This is a genomic window from Bradyrhizobium lablabi, assembly GCF_001440475.1.
In the GTDB taxonomy this organism is placed as follows: domain Bacteria; phylum Pseudomonadota; class Alphaproteobacteria; order Rhizobiales; family Xanthobacteraceae; genus Bradyrhizobium; species Bradyrhizobium lablabi.
In genome coordinates this window covers 1-2,516 of record NZ_LLYB01000012.1, presented here as the reverse complement: position 1 = coordinate 2,516, position 2,516 = coordinate 1, and the positions used below count along the sequence as shown (strand labels likewise).

At 64.5% G+C, this 2,516-nt stretch carries 3 protein-coding genes; all 3 read right to left on the bottom strand.

The window, feature by feature from the left end:
- Nucleotides 1-14: 14 nt before the first annotated feature.
- The 3 genes from tnpC to tnpA are packed head-to-tail and all read right to left on the bottom strand — an operon-like array spanning nucleotide 15 to nucleotide 2,419.
- Nucleotides 15-1,595 carry an IS66 family transposase gene (gene tnpC, locus CQ14_RS00085; RefSeq protein WP_057855934.1) on the bottom strand — a complete coding sequence of 527 codons (1,581 nt, stop codon included), beginning with the start codon at nucleotides 1,593-1,595 and terminating at the stop codon, nucleotides 15-17.
- A 24-nt stretch (nucleotides 1,596-1,619) separates the two neighbouring features.
- Nucleotides 1,620-2,009, bottom strand: coding sequence for an IS66 family insertion sequence element accessory protein TnpB (gene tnpB, locus CQ14_RS00080; protein WP_430650115.1), 390 nt, complete (start codon nucleotides 2,007-2,009; stop codon nucleotides 1,620-1,622).
- Nucleotides 2,006-2,419, bottom strand: a complete 414-nt coding sequence (gene tnpA / locus CQ14_RS00075) for an IS66-like element accessory protein TnpA (RefSeq protein WP_057855933.1) — start codon at nucleotides 2,417-2,419, stop codon at nucleotides 2,006-2,008. Before tnpA ends, tnpB begins: the two co-directional genes overlap by 4 nt.
- Between the last annotated feature and the right edge of the window lie 97 nt (nucleotides 2,420-2,516).

Here is a 2,516-nt window from a genome sequence, read left to right as displayed (position 1 = left end):
GATCGCAGCCACGGTCAGGCCGCCAGTCTGGCGTCGGATGGGGCGCGCCAGTTCCAGGGAAGAAGCTCGTCGATGCGATTGGCTGCGTGGTCGCTGACGCGGCCGATCAGGTCGGCGAGATAGGCCTCCGGATTGATGCCGTTCAGCTTGCAGGTCTGGATCAGGGTGTAGAAGACCGCAGCACGCTCGCCACCGGAGTCCGAGCCGAGGAAGGTCCAGTTGCGTCGTCCGAGCGTCAGCGGGCGGATCGCACGTTCGGCGGCATTGTTGGTCATCTCAAGACGGCCATCTTCGGTGAACCGGGAGAGCGCCTTCCAGCGATTGAGGCTGTAGCGGATGGCCTTGGCGAGGTCTCCCTTGCGACTGATCCTGCCGAGGCTTGTCTCCAGGTAATCCTTAAGGTCGGCCAGCAACGGCACGCTTTGAGCCTGGCGCATGGCCAGACGATCCGAGGCACTTCGGCCGTTGATCTCGCGCTCGACGGCGAAGACCGCGCCGATCTTGTCCAGCGCCTGACGCGCGATCGGCGATTTGGTCCTCGCGTGCTCGTCGAACAGTTCGCGTCTCGCATGGGCCCAGCACGCGACCGACTCCAGGCGCGGGCGGCCGGTGATCGGATCCGGTTCGTAGAGTTTGTCAAACCCGGCATAGGCGTCGGCATGCAGGAAGCCGGATGCAGGCGCCAGAATGGCTTGAGCGTGCTCACCTTTGCGGTCAGGCGAGTAGCGATAGTAGGCCGCCGGTGGATTGGGCGAGCCCCAGGTGCCTTCATCGCGCACAACGACCCATAGCCGGCCGCTTTTGGTGCGCCCGCGTCCGGGATCTTGATCCGGGATCGGCGTGTCGTCGGCATGGATGGTCGGGCCGGCGCGAGCGTAGTCGCCGATGCGCTCAGCTACCGGCGCCATCAGCCATGCAGCCCGTCCGACCCAATCGGCCAGGGTCGATCGATCCAGGTCGACGCCCTCGCGCGCGTAGATTCCGGACTGTCGGTTCAAAGGCAGGTGGTCGCAATATTTGGAGACCAGCACATGGGCGATCAACTTTTGGCCGGGCCTGCCGCGCTCGATAGGCAGGCTTGGCATCGTCGGCTGCGTAATGGCCTCGCAGTCCCGGCAGCTCAGTTTCGGCCGCACATGCACGATGACCTTGAAGTGTGATGGTACATATTCCAGCACCTCCCGCTCATCGTCGCTGATCCTGCGCAACCGCTCGGAGCCGCAGGCCGGGCAGGCGCAAACCCCGCCGTGGGTGATGATCTCGCGCGGCAGGTGATCGGGCAGCGGCCGGCGATTGCCCACACGCCGGGGCCCGGTCAACACCGGCATCGCGCCTGGCGTCGCCGCAGTCGCATCCTGGCGGGCTTCGCTGGCGGCCTCGGCTTCCTCCAGATCGCCGATGATCAGCTCGAGCAGATCGATCTGCCGATCGAGCTTCTCAGACGACTGGCCGAAGCGCGCGCGCCGCAGCGTCGCCAACTGGGCTTTCAACTTCTCGATATGCAGCGTCTTGGCGTAGAGCTCGGCCTGCAAAGCTGCCGCGAACGCGCGCAGGGCGTCCGGATCCGACGGCAATTCCGCAGTGGCGAGAGACATGCCGGCTTATAGCAAGGTCATGACTCAGGAGCGAGAATAGATCTTCGGAATCGGGAGCTTATTAGACAGCTTCAGGGCGTATGACCGGTTCAGGCGCGACCGTCCGCCGCCAATCGATGCCTTCGACGAGCAAGGCCAATGGGCTGGTGTCAGCTGAAGCCGACCCGCCACGATCGGCGGCCAGACGAACTTTCCTTGCTCCAACCGCTTGGCGAACAGGCACAGCCCACTTCCATCCCAGGCCAGGATCTTCAACATGTCGCCGCGCTTGCCACGGAACACGAACAGCGCCCCCGAGAAAGGATCGGCGGCCAGCACGTTCTGGACCTGGGCCGCCAAACCATCCATCCCTTTGCGCATATCGCACGGCTGCGTCGCCAGATAGACTCGCACCCCAGACCCGGGCGCGATCATGCCGCCGCCTTCAGAGCAGACAGCACTCGCCGCAACACTGCCTCGCTGATCTCGGCGTCCACTCGCACGCGCACACCGCCGATCAGGACGATCTCAATCACGCCGCACCGTTCTGCCCCAGGGGCCACGGATGGTGAGGCAGCCTGCACATCGCTGATGACCTCGACCGGAATCAATTCCAGCGGCGAAGCCGCCGACGCTGGCGTGCGCATCTGCCGGCGCCACGTGAACAACAGATTCGCATTGATATCGTGCCGCCGAGCCACCAGTGATACCGACGCGCCGGGCTCACAGCTCTCAGCCACCAGTCGCTGCTTCTCTTCGAGCGTATATGACTTGCGCCGACGGGCGCGTGCCGTCGCACCACGAAAACCTTCGTCAGCCACTCCATCCCTCACGATCGTGTCCATTAAGCTCCGCTCGTGGACACTATCTTCAGCGCCCCGGAGCCAAGCTGCTATCCGATCCGAACCCCACAACGAAAGGCGGCCATAACCGGGCGCTTAC

Bases quoted from the DNA above. Each gene is read 5' to 3' on its own strand.
- tnpB (WP_430650115.1), bottom strand. From the start codon at position 2,009: ATGATCGCGCCCGGGTCTGGGGTGCGAGTCTATCTGGCGACGCAGCCG.
- tnpC (WP_057855934.1), bottom strand. From the start codon at position 1,595: ATGTCTCTCGCCACTGCGGAATTGCCGTCGGATCCGGACGCCCTGCGC.
- tnpA (WP_057855933.1), bottom strand. From the start codon at position 2,419: ATGGACACGATCGTGAGGGATGGAGTGGCTGACGAAGGTTTTCGTGGT.